The following is a 15,122-nucleotide window of genomic DNA, read 5'->3' as shown; positions in this document are numbered from 1 at the left end:
GCGTTCCGGCCACTACTCTAGTGCCGCCGCGCCCGGCAGGCTGGTGCGCATGCCTGAGGACGCCATCGCCCGATCCGCCGAACACCCCTCCCCGGCAAGGCCGTTGGGCCCCCGTCGTGCGCCCGGGGACAGTGCGCCCACCGGCCGTACCGCCCCCGGCCTCACCCTCCTCGCCGCCCTCCTCGGCTTCTTCCTCATCACCCTCGACGCCTCCGTCGTGAATGTCGCGCTGCCCTCCGTGGGCCGTGATCTGCACGGCGGGCTGTCCGGCCTCCAGTGGGTGGTGGACGGCTACACCCTGGTCTTCGCCGCGCTGATGCTCTCCACGGGCGCGCTGTCCGACCGGATCGGGGCGAGCCGCGCCTTCGGGGGCGGGGTCGCGGTCTTCACGGCGGCCTCGTTCGCCTGCGGCCTCTCCCCCGGCCTGGCGTTCCTGGTCGCCGCCCGGGTTGCGCAGGGCGTGGCGGCCTCGGTGATGCTGCCGTCGTCGCTCGCGCTGGTACGGCAGGCGTTCCCCGACGCGACCAGGCGGGCGCGGGCCATCTCCCTGTGGGCGGCGGGCGGTTCGACGGCGATAGCGCTCGGTCCCGTGGTCGGCGGCACGCTGACCTCGTTGTGGAGCTGGCGTGGCATCTTCTTCGTCAACCTGCCGGTGGGGCTGCTGGCGCTGGCCCTGCTGGCCCGTACCGAGCGCTCGGTACGGCGGCCGGCGCCGCTGGACCTGCCGGGCCAGGCGAGCGCGGTGGGGGCGCTGGCCGGGCTGACCTTCGCGGTGATCGAGCAGGGCCGGGCGGGTCTGGTGGCGCTCGTGGTCGCGGTGGCCGCGGTGGTGGCCTTCCTCGTCGTCGAGTCCCGGCATCCGCACCCGGTGGTGCCGCTCGGGCTGTTCCGCGACGCCACCGTCTCGGTGTCGATCGCGGTCGGCGGCGCGCTCAGCGTGGGCTTCTACGGGATGATCTTCGTGTTCAGCCTCTTCTTCCAGGAACTGCGCGGCCAGTCGGCGCTGACCGCCGGGCTGATGTTCGTACCGATGACCGCGCTGATCTCGGTGGTGAACGTGCTCTCGGGCCGGGTCACCAACCGGTACGGGCCCCGACTGCCCATGATCGTGGGGCAGTCGGTGATGTTCGTCGGGGCGCTGATCGTGCTGCCGCTCGGTACGGGGACGCCGGCCGCGCTGCTCGCGGTGGCGATGATCCCGCTGGGGCTGGGCGGGGCGATCGCGGTGCCGCCGCTGACGGCGGCCATGCTGGAGGCCGTGCCGGGCGAGCGGGCCGGGCTGGCGGCCGGCGTGCTGAACGCCGGCCGGCAGGTCGCGGGGGGCCTGAGCGTGGCGGTGTTCGGCGCGCTGGTCGCCGATCGGGCGCACTTTCTGGCCGGGATGCGGGTGAGTCTGCTGATCACGGCGGGGCTGCTGGTCGTGACGACGACGGCGACCGTGCTGGGGCTGCGGGGGCGAGCGCCGGGGCCGCGCGGGCGGGTGGCGGGGCCGCGCGGGCGGACGGCGGGCTGACGGGGGAAGCTGGGGGGAGGAACCGTAGCGCTGAGGAGGTCGGTCATGGCGTCGACGAACGGATTCCGGGTGCGCCGCGTGTACGACCCGCCGGAGCCCGACGACGGGGTACGGGTGCTGGTCGACCGGCTCTGGCCGCGCGGGCTGGCCAAGGGCCGCGCGGCGGTGGACGAGTGGCCCAAGGGCCTCACCCCGACGGGCGAGCTGCGCAGCTGGTACCACGCGCACCTGGACGCGTACGACGAGTTCGAGCGGCGCTACCGGGAGGAGCTGGCCGCGCCCGACCGCGCGGAGACGGTCGCGCACCTGCGCGGGCTGGCGAAGAAGAGCCAGGTCACGCTGGTGACGGCGGTCAAGGACCCGGACCACAGCCACGTCCCGGTCCTCCTGTCCCACCTCAACGCCTGACACGCCCGGCCTGGGCCGCCGTACGCGACAACGACGCGCCCACGCCATGCCCTACGCCGGGCCGACGGTGTACGTGACCGCCCGCACGAGTCCCCGCTCCGGACCCCGAGCACGCGGGCACCCGCGCACGCCGACCCCGGGCCGGCGAGCCCGCCGAATGCGCATGCACCGTCGGTGCGGCAGCAGCGCTCCCGGGCCCGCGCGCCGAGCGCACGCCGTACGCGACACCGACGCGCCCACGCCAGGCCCGCGCGGGCCTGCGCGCGACAGCGCCGAGCGCCAAGCCCTACGCCCGCACGCTGGGCCCACGATGTACGTGACGACCCGCACGAGTCGCCGCTCCGGACCCCAAGCGCCGAACACACGCCCTGCGTAAGCCACCGCGCAGGCACCCGCACACGCCGTACGCGACAGCGACACCCGCCCGTCGGAACCGCGCGGGCCCGCACACGCACAGGCGCGGGCGCGCCGCGCCTCGGGGCCACGCGGGCGAGGCGCCCGGGCTACTCGCGTACGTCAGCCCTAGGCCGCCGAGCCCGCCGAATGCGGCACCGCCCGCGCGGCAGCGCTGCTCCCGGGCCCGTGCGGCGAGCGCACGCCGTAGGCGATACCGACGCGCCCACGCCAGGGCCACGCGGGCCCTGACACGACCGCCCCCCGACCCCCGGCGCAGGCACGCCGCACCCCCCGCGCGGGCGCGCCATACCCACTGGCCCGCGCGGCGAGCGCTAGGTGCGGACGCCGTTCAGCCGGCGGGGCAGGCGCAGGGGGTTCGTGTCGTGGAGTTCCGGGGGGAGGAGGGCCGGCGGGGTGTCCTGGTAGGCGACCGGGCGGAGCCAGCGTTCGATGGCCGTGCCGCCGACCGACGTGGAGGTCGAGGTCGTGGCCGGGTACGGGCCGCCGTGGTGCTGGGCGCCGGTGACGGCGACCCCGGTCGGCCAGCCGTTGACCAGCACCCGCCCGGCGAGCGCGGTCAGCTGCCGCAGCAGCTCGGCCGCCGGGCCGTCCGCCCGCTCCGCCTCGGCCGTACCGAGATGCGCGGTCGCCGTGAGGTTCCCGGGCAGCCGCCCGAGCACGGACGCGAGCTCGTCGGCGTCCTCGTACCGTACGACGACGGTCAGCGGCCCGAAGCACTCCGCGAGCAGCAGGTCGTAGGCGCCCTGGTCGGTGAGGTCGGCCGCGGCCGCGGTGACGAAGCCCGGGCGTACCTCGCGCTCGCCCTCGCCGCCGGGGGTGACGGGCGCGGTGACGCCGGGCAGCGCGGTACGTGCGGCGACTCCGCGCAGGAAGTTCTCGCGCATCCGGGCGTCGAGCAGGACGCCGGGCCCCGCGGCCGCGGCGGCGGAGGTCAGCGCGGCGACCAGTCGGTCGCCGCCGTCGCCCGCGGGGGCGAGGACGAGGCCGGGCTTGGTGCAGAACTGGCCGTTGCCGAGGGTGAAGGACCCGGCGAGCCCGGCGCCGATCTGCTCGGCGCGCTCGGCGGCGGCCTCCTCGGTGACGACGACCGGGTTGAGGCTGCCCAGCTCGCCGTGGAAGGGGATCGGGCGCGGGCGGGCCGCGGCGGCGTCGTACAGCGCGCGGCCGCCGGGGATCGAGCCGGTGAACCCGGCGGCGGCGACCAGCGGGTGGGTGACCAGCTCGACCCCGGCCCGGAAGCCGTGCACCAGGACGACGGTGTCCGCAGGCAGGCCGACGGAGACGGCCGCGCGGCGCAGCAGCGCGGCGCTCAGCGCGGAGGTCGCGGGGTGGTCGGGGTGGGCCTTGACGACGACCGGGCAGCCGGCCGCCAGGGCGCTCGCGGTGTCGCCGCCGGGCACGGAGAAGGCCAGCGGGAAGTTGCTGGCCGCGTAGACGGCGACGACGCCCAGCGGGATCTTGTAGCGGCGCAGGTCGGGGCGCGGAATGGGCTGCGCGTCGGGGTCGGGGTGGTCGATGATCACATCGAGGAACGCGCCCTCGTCCACGATGTCCGCGAAGGTCCGCAGCTGGAAGGCGGTACGGGCCAGCTCGCCGGTGAGCCGGGGCACGCCGAGCGCGGTCTCCGCGTCGGCGGTCTCGATCACCTCGGCGGCGGACTCCTCCAGGAGCGCGGCGGCCGCGCGCAGCAGCCGGGAGCGTACGCTGCGGTCGGCGAGGGCGGGCAGCGCGTCCGCGGCCGCGCGTACGGCGGCGTCGACGTCCTCCGCCGTGGCCTCGACGGCGACCTGCTCGCGTTGCTTCCCGGTTCGGGGGTCGACGCTCCAGACTGGTACTGCCACCGGAAGAACCTCCACATTCTGCGTACAGCACACCATCATCGTTCTATATACTGAACGATGTCTTCACATGTGAATCTATGTCGGGAGCCTACGTCCGCGCCTCCCGGCCGAACAAGAGGGGTCTGACGCGATGACTGCTGCCGAGGGAGCCGGTTCCCAGGTCAAGTCCGCGGTCCGCACGGTGGAGTTGCTGGAGTTCTTCGCGGGCAGGCCCGGTATGCACAGCCTGGCGACCGTCCAGGAAGCCGTCGGCTACCCCAAGTCCAGCCTGTACATGCTGCTGCGCACCCTGGTCGAGCTGGGCTGGATCGAGACCGACGCGACCGGCACGCGGTACGGCATCGGGGTGCGCGCGCTGCTGGTCGGCACCTCGTACATCGACGGCGACGAGGTGGTGGCCGCCGCCCGGCCGACGCTGGACCGGCTCTCGGACGACACCAGCGAGACGATCCACCTGGCCCGGCTGGACGGCACCAGCGTGGTCTACCTCGCCACCCGGCAGTCGCAGCACTATCTGCGGCCCTTCACCCGGGTGGGCCGCAGGCTGCCCGCGCACTCCACCTCGCTCGGCAAGGCGCTGCTGGCCACCTACAGCGACGAGCAGGTGCGCAAGCTGCTGCCGGAGACACTGGAACCGCTCACCGAGCACACCCACACCGACCGCGAGAAGCTCATCGCGGAGCTGGCGGTGATCCGCGAGCAGGGGTACGCCGTGGACCGCGAGGAGAACACCCTGGGGCTGCGCTGCTTCGGCATCGCGATCCCGTACCGCACCCCGGCCAGGGACGCGGTCAGCTGCTCGGTGCCGGTAGCCCGGCTGACCCCCGGGCACGAGCAGATGATCAAGGACACGCTCTTCGACGCGCGGGACCGGCTGCTGCTCGCCACCCGGCGGCTCTGATCTCCTAGGGTCGGTGCCATGGCCACCCATGGAGCACATGACGACGACCGAGCCGGCGACGGCCGCACCGACGACACCACCCGCGCCCACGACGGCGACCGTCACGGCAGCGCCGGCGGCGACCGCGCCCATGACGGCGCCACCACCGGCGGCGGGGACGAACAGCCGCCCTACGACCCGGAGTTGTTCGCCCGCCGGGCCTCCTCCTTCGGCGTCGAGGCCGCCGCGTACGCCGAGCACCGCCCCGACTACCCCGAGGCCGCCCTGCGTTGGGCGCTCGAACCGGCCCTCCGTGAGGCCGACGGCACCCTGCGCGTCCTCGACCTGGGCGCGGGCACCGGCAAACTCAGCGCGCTGGTGGCCGGGTTGGGCCACCGGGTGACCGCCGTGGAGCCCGACCCCGGGATGCGCGCCGAACTGCTGCGCCGGGTGCCGGGGGTGACCACACTTGAGGGCAGCGCCGAGCAGATCCCGCTGCCGGACGCCTCGGTGGACGCCGTGGTGGTCGGCCAGGCGTTCCACTGGTTCGACCAGGACCGGGCGCTGCCGGAGATCGCCCGGGTGCTGCGGCCGGGAGGGCCGCTGGCCGCGCTGTCGAACGCCGACAACGACCGGGTGGAGTGGATCGCCGGGCTCCACGAGGTCGCCCGCGGCCTGGTCCCCTCCGTCCGCCGCAGCCGGCACTGGGGCATCCGGGAGTACCCCGCCTTCACCCCGGTCGAGGGCGCCGAATTTCCGCACAGCCAGCGGCGGACCGTCGAATCCATGGTTGCTACGGTCGCCACGCATTCGCATGTGCTGGTGCGGGAACCGGCCGAACGCGAGGAGACGAAAGAGCGGATTCGGCAGTATCTGCGCTCCCGGCCGGAGACCTCGTCCGGCGAATTCGACCTCCCGTTGGTCTCGCGGGTGCAGCGCTGCACCCGCCGTGTGAATTAGGGGTTACCCAACCTCTGCCCAGGGCCTTTCCCCGCTGCTACGCTCTCGCCGCGCCGTGGCGGGGAGGTCCGGGCAGGAAGAGGTGACCGTGGGCACAGCCATCGAGGACGATGCCGCCGCGTTCCACGAGTTCTTCGAACGCCATTACGCGGAACTCGCCCGTCTCGCACACCTGTTGACCGGTGAGGCGGACGCGGCCGACGACCTCGCGGCGGACGCGCTGGTGGCGATGTGGCGGCATTGGGACCGGGTGCGCGCCGCCGATCACCCAGTGGCGTACGCCCGGGGCGTGGTGGCGAATCTGGCCCGCTCCCGGATCCGCAGCGCGGTACGGGAACGGCGGCGCGTCGCGCAGTTCTGGTCGCAGCGCAGCGAGCGGGTCGAGGACCCGGACGTGCCCGCCGTACTCGATCTGCGCCAGGCGCTGCAACGGCTGCCGTTCCGCAAGCGGGCCTGCGTGGTGCTGCGGCACGCCTTCGACCTGTCGGAGAAGGACACGGCCGTGGCGCTGGGCATCTCGGTGGGCACGGTCAAGAGCCAGACGTCACGCGGAGTGGCGGAGTTGGAGCGGTTGCTGGCCCCGCAGCCGGCCGACCCGGGCCCGGGGGCGGGCGGTACGGGCGTGGCCGCGGCGGGCGCCCGGGTGACGGGCGCCGGTGCCACCGGCGCCGGAGTGAGGACGGGCGCCGGGGTCGGGACGGCCGCGCCGGCGGGCCTTCCCGCGCCCGGCCGGGAGCAGGTGGCAGAACACAAGTCCGGGCAGGGCTCCGACCAGGGGTCGGACCCCGCCGTGGCGCGAAGTCCGGGGGCGGCCGCAACGGCGAAGAACACAGCACGGATACTGGGTGCGACGAATCCCGCGGCACGTGCTCGTACACGTACGGGACGGGGAGTGTGATGGCCGAACTGCCGGAGCGGCTGCGTGAGGCAGCGGACGCGCACCGGCCGGACCGCGAACGGATGCTGGCCCGGGTGGAGCGCGCTATGGCCGCGCCCGAACACGGGGTCGGGCTGCCGCAGCAGCGGGAGCGGCCACCCGCGCCCTGGATGCGGGTGACGGCCGTGGCGGCCGCGGTCGCCGGAGCGGTCGGGCTGGGCGGGCTGGCCGTGGGCGCGGTCTCCGCGGGTAGCAGCGATCCCGCGCGGACGGTGGTCACCTCGGGCGGCAGCGGCTCGGCGCGCCCGGGACCGGTCGGCTCCGGCACCTCGGGCGAGGCGGAGACCCACCCGAGCCCCGTGACGCACCCGGCGACGCCCCACCGGCACACCCCGGACGGCACCCACGCGCCCGAACTCCCCGGCACGCCGACGACGACCGGCAAGGCGCCGGACACCGCGACCCCGTCGGCCGACGCCGGAGACGGCGGCGGCGCCGGGAGCGGCGGCACGAGCACGGGCACGGGAACGGACGCGAGCGGCACGGGCGGCGGACAGACCTCGCAGACCGCGCCGCCCGTGCAGAACAGCGGGGTGACCTCGGTCGGCGGTGTCGACAAGCAGAGCAACCCGTACTGGATGCAGAGCGATGTCAATCTGACCAACAGCAAGCAACTCACCTCGTTGACGGTTGAGTTGCGGGTGGCCAGGACCAGCGGGGTGAGCAGCACCGGCTCCTTCACCTCGATCTCGGGGCAGTCCAGTGCGTCGATCACCGTCGAGGGCGACGATCTCGTCTACCGGTGGACGCTCAACTCGGGTCAGACCCTGCAACCCGGCTCGTACATCTTCGCCGGGCAGTTCGGGCACACGGTCGGCGACCGGGACACCACCGGCGACCGCTACACCGTCACGGGCAGCGGGCCGGGCGGACCGGTCGCGCTCAGCGGCGGTTTCTGACCGTTTCGCCCCGGTTCCCGGACGTCTTCCGGAACTCGTGGAAATTCTCGCGCCATCACGGCAACCTCCCGCGCCCCGGTGACGACATGGGTATGCACGGACCCTTCCGCCTCAGCGGCGGTTCACAGCTCCGGGGCGCGGCGGTACCCCCATGATCGCCGCGCTCCGGCATCAATGGACGTCGTACGGCCGCTGTCACCGGACCTCGTTCAGCGCCGTGCGCACCGCCGCGAGATCGGCCTCGGAGGCCAACCCCGCGTGGTACAGCCTCAGTTCGGTCGCCCCCAGCGCGGCCGCGTGCTCGGCGTCCGCGGCGAGCGTGGCGGGGCTTCCGCCCATGCCGGCCACGACGGCGAAGTTCGCGGCGAGCACGGTGTGTTCAGCTCGGTGCGGGGCCGTCGGGCCGAGCATCGCCTCGCGCACGGCCGGGCCGCCGGTGCAGGGCAGCACCAGACCGTCGGTGTGCCGCAGGATGTGCGCCGGGTCGACGCCCGCGTTGGCCCCGCAGTGGTACGGGACGGGGTCGGCGTGCATCAGCACCTGGAAGCCGGGGTCGGCGGCGGCCCGTACGGCGGCCACGGCCCGCTCCTGGAGCGAACGGGCGGTACGGGTACGCCAGTCGAGGGTGAGCGCGGTCAGCTCCTCGCCGAGCAGCCGCTCGATCCCGGGTACGCCCGCGCCCGGGGCGCCCTCGCTCGTCCAGGCGGGGGCCAGGGCGGTACGGACGGTGGCGGCCAGCGCGTCCGGGTCCGCGCCCAGCCCCGCGTAACCCTCACGGCAGTGCGGGCAGAAGCACAGCGACATCACGTACGCGGCCGCGTCATCGAGTTCGACCCCGGCGATCTTGTCGTGCGCGTGCAGATGGGCCAGGCCGTACCAGCCCAGGGATTCCAGCTCGGTGCCGCGCGCGCCCGGTCGTACGGCCGCTTCGGCGGCGAGGTCCACCAGGTAGGCGCGGACGGCTGGTTGGGCGGCGCACAGCGCCCACGGGTAGCGGTCGCCGTAGGCGTTGACCACGGCGACGGCCGGATGCTCGGCGCCCAGGCGGGAGTTGTGGGCGAGCACCACCCAGGTGTGCACGTCGAGCCCGGCGGCGGCCAGCGCCGCGGCGGCCGTACCGTACGCGTCCGGGTCGCCGTCCGCCCACGGCCCGGCCGCGTACGGGCGCAACTCCCGTCCCCGCCAGCGGCCTTCGTCACGGGGGTAGAGCACGGCGGCGTGCTCGGCGGTGACGATCCGGTGCCGGGGGTGGCGGGGGGTCAGCGCCCGGGTGGAGTGGTACGCGGCGGCGAGGGTGACCTGCTGGACGCCGAGGGCCGCGATCCGGTCGGCGGCCGCGGGGTCGCCGACGACGTCCCAGGGGTAGAGGAAGACTCCGGCTCTCACGGGCGGCCCTCCGGCGAAGTGGTGGGGGCGGGCGGGAAGCCTGGCGGCGTCGGGACGCGTATGGGCGTGCCGGCGGCCCCGGTGGCTGCGGTGTTCATGGGCTTCCCCCGCTCAGTGGTCGCCGAGCAACGACAGCCCGTGCTCGACGAGTTCGGCCAGTTCCCTCACATGCGCGGGCGACGGCTCCGACAGCGGCGGCCGTACCCCGCCGACGTCCAGACCGCGCAGCCGCACCCCGGCCTTGACCAGGGAGACGGCGTAGCCCCGGCCCCGGTTGCGCAGCTCGACCAGCGGGCGGTAGAAGCCGTCGAGCAGCCGGGCGACGGTGGCGTCGTCGCCGGTGGAGAGCGCGCGGTGGAAGGCGAGCGCGATCTCGGGCGAGAAGGCGAAGACCGCGGAGGAGTAGAGCCGTACGCCCAGGCCGCGGTAGGCGAGCCCGGTGAGTTCCGCGGTGGGCAGGCCGTTGAAGTAGAGGAAGTCGCTGCCGGGCAGTTCGGTGCGGACCGCGCTGATCACGCGCTGCATCAGGTCGAGATCGCCGATGCCGTCCTTGAGGCCGACGATATTGGGGACCTGGGCGAGGGCGACGACCGTCTCGGGGGTGAAGACGGCGTTCTCCCGCTGGTAGACGATCAACTCCAGCCCGGTGCCCGCCGCGAGGGCGGTGTAGTGCCGCAACAGGCCCGCCTGGTCGGCGAGTACGAGGTAGGGCGGCATGGCGAGCAGCCCGTCGGCGCCCGCCTCCTCGGCGATCCGCGCGTAACGCAGGGCGAGCGCGGTCCCGTAACCCGCGCCCGCGACCACCGGCACCCGGCCCGCGGTCTCCTCGACGGCGGCGGCCACGCACACGCCGAACTCCTCGGGGGTCAGCGCGTGGAACTCACCCGTGCCGCAGCAGGCGAAGACAGCCCCCGCCCCCGCCTCGACCCCCGCCCGCACATGCGCGCGGAAGGCGTCGAGGTCGAGGCCGCCGTCCGGGCCGAAGGCCGTCACGGGGAAGAACAGCAGGCCGTCGAGACGCTCGGCGAGTGCGGGTGAGGTCATCAGGTCCCCTTCGGGTGGGTACGCTGCGTGCACTCCGCCCAAGCGTGCGCACATCTGATTCGCGTCCATATTCGTGAACTCTGCCACGCTAGGCGAGCCCACGGGCACGGGTCAAGCCGATGAGCGGCGAGCCGCCCGGTCCCCGCTGCCCGCCGTCGATCACGTACGTGAATGACGGCCCTCGCTACACTCGGGTCCGCCGACCGCCCGAGAAAGGCCCCCGGGCGCCGCTGCGCACGCGCCCGACCGGGGCCGGTGAGACCGAGGAGACTCCCCCATGCCCGCTCCCCGTACCGTCCTGCTCACCGGCGCCGCCGGCGGCCTGGGCACGCTGATGCGCGGCCTGCTGCCGTCCTACGGTTACGACCTGCGGCTGTTCGACGTCCGGCCGGTCGAACCGGTCGAGGGCGAGGGCGACGTCGAGGTGATCACCGCCGATCTGGCCGACCGCGACGCGCTGCGAGCGGCCGTGCACGGGGTCGACGCGGTCCTCCACCTCGCCGGCATCTCGCTGGAGTCCACCTTCGACGACATCCTGCGCGCCAACATCCAGGGCACCTACCACCTCTACGAGGCCGCCCGCGCGGAAGGCGTGCGCCGGATCGTCTTCGCCTCCAGCAACCACGCCGTCGGCTTCACCCCGCGGCCGGGGGCGGACGACCCGCTGATCCCGATCACCGCGCCGCGCCGCCCCGACACCTACTACGGCCTGTCCAAGTGCTTCGGCGAGGACCTGGCCCAGCTGTACGCGGACCTGCACGGGATCGACACCGTCTCCGTACGCATCGGCTCCTGCTTCGCCGAGCCCACCACCGTACGGATGCTGTCGCTCTGGCTGAGCCCGGCCGACGGCGCCCGGCTCTTCCACGCGGCGCTCACCGCACCGGTCACCGGGCACACCGTGGTCTACGGCAGCTCCGCCAACACCCGTCTGTGGTGGGACCTTTCGGGCGCGCGGGCGCTCGGCTACGAGCCGCGGGACGACTCCGAGCAGTACGCCGCCGCGCTCGTCGCCGCGCAGGGCGAACTCGACCCCGCCGACCCGACGCACGCCAACCTCGGCGGCTCCTTCTGCACCGACCCGCCGCTCTGGCGGGCGTGACGGGCGTGACGGGCCCCGGAGCCTGCCCCCTCGGCGGGGTCAGCGACCGGGCAGCCGGACCACCGACACGAAGAAGTCGTCGATCTGCCGTACCGCCCGGATGAACTGGTCGAGGTCGACCGGCTTGGTGACATACGCGTTGGCGTGCAGCTTGTAGCTGCGCACGATGTCCTCCTCGGCGGAGGACGTGGTGAGCACGACCACCGGAATGGCGGCCAGATCGGGGTCGTTCTTGATCCGTTCGAGCACCTGACGGCCGTCGTACTTGGGCAGGTTGAGGTCGAGCAGGATCAGGTCCGGGCGCGTGACGCCCTCGTGGGCTCCCCGGCGGTAGAGGAAGTCCAGTGCCTCCTGGCCGTCGCGGACCACGTTCAGGACGTTTCTGATCTTGTTGTCGGCGAAGGCCTCGCGGGTGATCAGCTCGTCACCGGCGTCGTCCTCGACCAGCAGGACCTCGATCGGCTGCGGGGACTGGCTCATGCGGGGTGCGCTCCTTCGTCGGGGTGCTTTTGCTCGTGCTCGGAGTGCTCTCGCCCGGGGCCGGCGTCGAGGGCGTGGGCGTCGGCGTCGGTGTCCGCGTGCTTCGGACCGTGGCTGTCTCCGGGGGGCTCCTCGTCCGGCGCGGCCGGCAGGGTGAAGCGGATACGCGTACCCCCGGTGTAGGAGGTGTCCAGGGCGATCCGGCCGCCGTGGTGCTCGACGATCTTGCGGCACAGGGCGAGCCCGATCCCGGTCCCGTCGTACACGTCCCGGCTGTGCAGCCGCTGGAAGATGACAAAGACCTTCTCGCCGAACTCCGGCGGGATGCCTATGCCGTTGTCGGTGACGGCGAAGGTGTGCTCGCCGTCGGGCCCGGTGCCCGTCTCCACGGTGATCAGCGGCGGCCGGTCGGCGGAGCGGAACTTGACCGCGTTGCCGATCAGGTTCTGCCAGAGCATGGTCAGCAGGGTGGGATCGCCGGTCACGCCGGGCAGCGCGTCCGGCCGGACCACGCGCGCGCCGGACTCCTCAAGTCCCGCCGACAGATTGGCCAGCGCGGTGTCAAGCGCCGCGTCCAGCCGGACCGGCAGCCGGTCGTCCTGGGTGCGGCCGACCCGGGAGAAGGCCAGCAGGTCGGTGATGAGGATCTGCATGCGCTTGGCGCCGTCCACCGCGAACTGGATGTACTGCACCCCGCGTTCGTCGAGCTGGTCGCGGTAACGCTTCTCCAGCAGCTGGCAGAAGGACGCGACCTTGCGCAGCGGCTCCTGGAGGTCATGGCTGGCGACGTAGGCGAACTGCTCCAGCTCGCTGTTGGACCGGCGCAACTCCTCGGCCTGCGCGGTCAGTTCGACGGCCTGCTCGGACAACCGCCCGCGCTGGTCATGGGCCTCGGCCAGCGCCCCGGCCAGATTGAGCCGCATCGACTCCACGGCCTCGGCAACCACCCGCAGATCGGCCGGGCCGCTGGGCTCGATCCGGTTGCCGAAGTCGCCGCCGGCCACCAGCAGGGCGCTGTCCCGCAGCCTGACCAGGGGCCGGCCCACGATCTGCCGCAGCAGCAGGGCGAGGACCAGCGCGGCGACCAGGAAGGAGGCGAGCATCGCGAGGAACACCGCGTCGCGCTGCCCGTTGACGTGCCGCAACTGCGCCTGGCAGTCCACCCGGTCGGCCAGCAGATGCCGGTCCTCGGCCGCGTAGAGGGCGCGGATCCCATCGAAGGCGCGCCTGCTGCCGTCGAGCATCCGGCTGTCCGAAGAGGTCGGGCGGCCCTGCCGGGAGTGCGTGATCAGCGGTTCCGCGTACTGCTCGCGCCACTGACGCGCCGCGTTCTGCAGCGCGTCGAGGTCGCCGAGCGCCCGGTCGTTCTCACCGATCAGCACACGCAGCCGGGCGGTGATCGTCTCCTCGTCGCTGAGCCCCTCGGTGTACGGGGCGAGGAACTGGTCGTCGTGGGTGAGCACGAAGCCGCGTACGCCCGTCTCCTGGTCGAGCAGCGCGGTCTGCAACCGCACGCCCTCGACCCGGGCGGGCTGGACCTGCCGGGACAGGGTGTCGGATATCTCGGAGGTACGGGAGAGCAGCCGGGCGCCGATCACGGCGAAGACCAGTACCAGCAGCACCATCACGCCGAGCACGAGGTTGAACCAGACCTGGACGGTCGCCCGCCCGTGCCGGCCTCCCGCGAAGGAAAGGCGGCCGCCGGCCGCTCGCGCGCTGCCGTCCGCCCGGTCCGTGCTCATGACGCGGCGCTCCAGCCGACGTGCACGACGGCGGCGTCGTCCGACAGCCCGCCGTGGCCCGCGCCGGCGTCCTCGGCCGCGCCTATCAGGGCGTCGACGAAGGCGTCGGGGTTCAGCGCGCGGTGGCGCCTGGCCAGCGCCAACAGGCCCTCCTCGCCGAGCCGTTCGGTGCCCGTGCCCAGCCGCCATTCGAACAGGCCGTCGGTGAACATCACCAGCGAGGCTCCGTCCAGCGGCAGGGTCGTCACCGGCCACCGCGCGGTGCCCGGCAGCAGGCCGAGCGCGGGCCCGCACTCGGGCTCGTACCACTCCACCTCGCCCTCGCGGCGCAGCAGCAGCCCCGGGTGGCCGGCCCGTACGATCCGCACCGAGCGGCGGTCGGGCGGGAACTCCAGGGCCATGACGGTCGCGAAGACATCACCGCTCGCGCGCTCGGCGACCAGCATCTGTTCCAGCAGCGCCGTACGGTCGGCCAGGCCGGTGCCGGCCAGGACGAAGGAGCGCCAGGCGACCCGCAGGCACACCCCGAGCGCGGCCTCGGCGGCGCCGTGGCCGGAGACGTCCCCGATGACCACGTGCACGGTGCCGTCCTCGGTCTGCACCACGTCGTAGAAGTCGCCGCCCAGCAGCGCCTGGTCGCGGCCCGGACGGTAGCGGGTGGTCACCTTGAGGTCGTCGGTGCGCAGCAGCGGGGTGGGCAGCAGCCCGCGTTCGAGCCGGGCGTTCTCCTCGGCGCGCATCAGGCTCTCGCCCAGCGCCGCGTTGGCCCGCTCGATCTCCTTGCGCTGCACGGCGTAACGGATGGCGCGGTCCAGCGACTGCGGTTCGAGCAGGCTCTTGGAGAGGTACTCGTGGGCGCCGGCGGCGACCGCGGCCAGGCCCGCGTCCTCCTCGGACAGTCCGGTGAGCACGACGACGGCCGCGCCGGGCGCGTCCTTGAGCAGCCGGGTCACCGCGTCCACCCCGAAGGCGTCCGGCAGGTGCAGATCGAGCAGGACGCACTCCGGCAGCGGGCCGCCGGTCAGCAGCTTCACGGCCTCGGCGAGGTTGACGGCCCGCAGCAGCGTGGGCGTCGCGGCCGGGCCCATGGCCAGATACTCCTCGACGAGCAGCGCGTCGCCCTCGTCGTCCTCGACCAGCAGGACGGACCTCGGACCCGTCCACGGGCGGGCGGGCGCCGAGAGGCGGCGCCCATGGGGGTCGCGGCTGCGTGGAATGACCTTCGGAAGTCCTACCGGGGTCGGGCCGTCGTGCGCCAAGTCGTCATCCTCCAGCGGTCCGCCACCCTTTCCTCGGTGGTGTCGCGCTGAGATTACGTGACGGGGGCCTGTGACAGGTAGCGAAGGTGGGACACATGTGCAGAGGGGGCCGGGGCGCAGCTCAGAGGGCGTTCGGGGCGGGGGCGGGGGCGGCTCCCCCTCGGGGTACGGGGACGGGTTCGGACGGGGTGGGCGGGGTGTGGGCGGGAGTGTGGGCGGGAGTGTGGGCGGGGTCAGGTTTCAGCCGGGGTAAT

12 protein-coding genes and 1 pseudogene are annotated in these 15,122 nt (G+C 73.8%); 7 read left to right on the top strand and 6 right to left on the bottom strand.

Features of this window, described 5'->3' with window-relative positions:
- Positions 1-49: 49 nt before the first annotated feature.
- Both OHA30_RS28475 and OHA30_RS28470 read left to right on the top strand, forming a co-directional pair.
- Positions 50-1,513 carry an MFS transporter gene (locus OHA30_RS28475; RefSeq protein WP_328916734.1) on the top strand — a complete coding sequence of 488 codons (1,464 nt, stop codon included), beginning with the start codon at positions 50-52 and terminating at the stop codon, positions 1,511-1,513.
- Between the two features lie 45 nt (positions 1,514-1,558).
- A complete protein-coding gene (locus OHA30_RS28470; protein ID WP_328916733.1) occupies positions 1,559-1,921 on the top strand; it encodes a DUF488 domain-containing protein in 363 nt (120 codons plus the stop codon).
- Positions 1,922-2,649: 728 nt separating this feature from the next.
- Here OHA30_RS28470 and OHA30_RS28465 read toward each other — a convergent pair.
- The gene (locus OHA30_RS28465) at positions 2,650-4,179 is read right to left on the bottom strand and encodes an aldehyde dehydrogenase (NADP(+)) (RefSeq protein WP_328916732.1); all 1,530 of its coding nucleotides are present in this window, start codon (positions 4,177-4,179) and stop codon (positions 2,650-2,652) included.
- 130 nt (positions 4,180-4,309) lie between these two features.
- Here OHA30_RS28465 and OHA30_RS28460 point away from each other — a divergent pair, with 130 nt between their 5' ends.
- The 4 genes and pseudogenes from OHA30_RS28460 to OHA30_RS28445 all read left to right on the top strand — a co-directional run bounded on the left by OHA30_RS28460 (position 4,310) and on the right by OHA30_RS28445 (position 7,855).
- Positions 4,310-5,080: an IclR family transcriptional regulator gene (locus OHA30_RS28460; protein ID WP_328916731.1), complete on the top strand. Its 771-nt coding sequence runs from the start codon at positions 4,310-4,312 to the stop codon at positions 5,078-5,080.
- An 18-nt stretch (positions 5,081-5,098) separates the two neighbouring features.
- Positions 5,099-6,019: a class I SAM-dependent methyltransferase gene (locus tag OHA30_RS28455; RefSeq protein WP_328916730.1), complete on the top strand. Its 921-nt coding sequence runs from the start codon at positions 5,099-5,101 to the stop codon at positions 6,017-6,019.
- A gap of 88 nt (positions 6,020-6,107) precedes the next feature.
- Positions 6,108-6,686: pseudogene (locus tag OHA30_RS28450) on the top strand (SigE family RNA polymerase sigma factor); the annotation flags it as partial.
- A 230-nt stretch (positions 6,687-6,916) separates the two neighbouring features.
- A complete protein-coding gene (locus tag OHA30_RS28445; protein WP_328916729.1) occupies positions 6,917-7,855 on the top strand; it encodes a hypothetical protein in 939 nt (312 codons plus the stop codon).
- Positions 7,856-8,050: 195 nt separating this feature from the next.
- Here OHA30_RS28445 and OHA30_RS28440 read toward each other — a convergent pair whose 3' ends face one another.
- A complete protein-coding gene (locus tag OHA30_RS28440) occupies positions 8,051-9,241 on the bottom strand; it encodes a hypothetical protein (protein ID WP_328916728.1) in 1,191 nt (396 codons plus the stop codon).
- Between the two features lie 111 nt (positions 9,242-9,352).
- Entirely contained in the window at positions 9,353-10,285 is a 933-nt protein-coding gene (locus OHA30_RS28435; protein ID WP_328916727.1) for a 5-dehydro-4-deoxyglucarate dehydratase, read from the bottom strand.
- A gap of 277 nt (positions 10,286-10,562) precedes the next feature.
- Between OHA30_RS28435 and OHA30_RS28430 the strand changes: the two genes are divergently transcribed.
- Entirely contained in the window at positions 10,563-11,387 is an 825-nt protein-coding gene (locus tag OHA30_RS28430) for an NAD-dependent epimerase/dehydratase family protein (protein ID WP_328916726.1), read from the top strand.
- Positions 11,388-11,426: 39 nt separating this feature from the next.
- Here the strand turns inward: OHA30_RS28430 and OHA30_RS28425 are convergent, their stop codons facing one another.
- Genes OHA30_RS28425 through OHA30_RS28415 form a run of 3 tightly spaced genes read right to left on the bottom strand, consistent with a single transcriptional unit; the run spans position 11,427 to position 14,868 of the window.
- Complete coding sequence (locus tag OHA30_RS28425; RefSeq protein ID WP_328916725.1) at positions 11,427-11,867, bottom strand: response regulator; 441 nt, start codon at positions 11,865-11,867, stop codon at positions 11,427-11,429.
- Positions 11,864-13,609 carry a sensor histidine kinase gene (locus tag OHA30_RS28420; RefSeq protein ID WP_328916724.1) on the bottom strand — a complete coding sequence of 582 codons (1,746 nt, stop codon included), beginning with the start codon at positions 13,607-13,609 and terminating at the stop codon, positions 11,864-11,866. Before OHA30_RS28420 ends, OHA30_RS28425 begins: the two co-directional genes overlap by 4 nt.
- Positions 13,606-14,868, bottom strand: coding sequence for a PP2C family protein-serine/threonine phosphatase (locus OHA30_RS28415; protein WP_328916723.1), 1,263 nt, complete (start codon positions 14,866-14,868; stop codon positions 13,606-13,608). Before OHA30_RS28415 ends, OHA30_RS28420 begins: the two co-directional genes overlap by 4 nt.
- Positions 14,869-15,122: the final 254 nt, after the last annotated feature.

The sequence above is a fragment of the Streptomyces sp. NBC_00223 genome (assembly GCF_036199905.1).
In the GTDB taxonomy this organism is placed as follows: Bacteria; Actinomycetota; Actinomycetes; order Streptomycetales; family Streptomycetaceae; genus Actinacidiphila.
Note: the sequence above shows the minus strand (reverse complement) of the source record. Positions and strands in the feature narration are given on the sequence as shown.